General features: G+C 60.5%; 2 protein-coding genes. One reads left to right on the top strand and one right to left on the bottom strand.

What is annotated here, in order from left to right:
* Positions 1-432, bottom strand: a 432-nt coding sequence (locus DVK07_RS19325; RefSeq protein WP_121598496.1) for a hypothetical protein, incomplete at its 3' end; no start/stop codon positions are given.
* A gap of 146 nt (positions 433-578) precedes the next feature.
* On the opposite strand from DVK07_RS19325, the gene DVK07_RS19320 reads away from it, so the two are divergent.
* Positions 579-1,237 (top strand): ABC transporter substrate-binding protein (locus DVK07_RS19320; RefSeq protein ID WP_233565526.1); only part of this gene is annotated, 659 nt, incomplete at its 3' end.

Genomic DNA, 1,237 nt, shown 5'->3' with positions numbered 1-1,237 from the left:
GGGATCATCGTGGCGGAAGCTACTGAGGTGGGTGCCGTCGAGCAGCTGAACGTGGGAGTACATTATCCCGTGCTTGCGGGCAGCCGCGGCGAGATCGCCGGCGTGAGCGAGGTTCACGGCACCGACCAGGAGAACCGCGAGGTCGCGCTCCGCGTCGGTCAGCCGCGTGAGGACAAAGAGGTCCTCTCCCTTGCGGCGGTTGAAAACCTCGTAGCCGTCGAAGGCGGCGCGCTCGACGGCGTTGGTGAAGTTGTCGGCGTCTTCGCCCTGTGCGAGGTAGACCAGCCCGAAGCGGTCGGTGTCGCCGTGTGCGGGCGGTTCGGGCGCGACGTGCCCCGCGCGTACGGTGATGACCTCCCAGCCGTCGTCGCGCAGCTCTGTTTCCATCTCTGTCGCCGACGCGAGCGTTTTCGCCCACCCACTCTCGGTCATGAGTGGCGGTTCCCGAGAGGCGGTAAATGGGTTTGTATTTCGTATACGTGACTCTATTTGGAACTATATATTAATACTTCACACCCAAATCCGACACATATTGGAAATAGCAGCAGTAATTATGCCATAAGTGATACAACCATTTGATGGTTCAAAATGAGACACGGCGGGGGTTTCTCACGGTGGCAGGCGCAGGTGCGGTAACGGCGCTCGCGGGCTGTTCTGGAGATAGTGAACCGAGCACCGACGGTGAGTCCAGCAACACCGAGACCAGTAGCGGTAACTCAAGCGGCGACGAGGAAGAGGCGGAGTTCGGATCAGGTGGCACCCTCCAAATGATGGCCACCGGATCCATTCAGACCCTCGATCCTATCAACGCGAAGGGTTCTGGAGCGGGATACAACCAGTACAACAAGCCGTTGATGCACTTCCCGAACGGAATGTACCCACCAGAAGGGGCGTTGGCCGAGGACTACTCGATGTCTGACGACGGCCTGACCTACACTTTCCAGCTCCGGGATGACGCCGTGTTCCACAACGGCGACCCGGTTACGGCCGAGGACTTCGTCTACTCCTACCGACGGCTGGCTGGCTCCGAGAACTCCCGAAATCAAGATGACATCATCGGGCAGACGATGACTATCGACCACGAGAAGGAGGCCTCTCGGGCGGCCCCCGAAGACGAGACAACGCTCGACGATTACGTTCCGGGGTCGCTCGCGGTCGAGGCCGTCGACGAGACGACCTTCGAGTTCACGCTGCGCTCGCCCTTCCAGTACACGCTGTTTCAGATCGCGGGCGGTAC

The organism is Halorubrum sp. Atlit-26R (genome assembly GCF_003666015.1).
Taxonomy (GTDB): domain Archaea; phylum Halobacteriota; class Halobacteria; order Halobacteriales; family Haloferacaceae; genus Halorubrum.
Note: the sequence above shows the minus strand (reverse complement) of the source record. Positions and strands in the feature narration are given on the sequence as shown.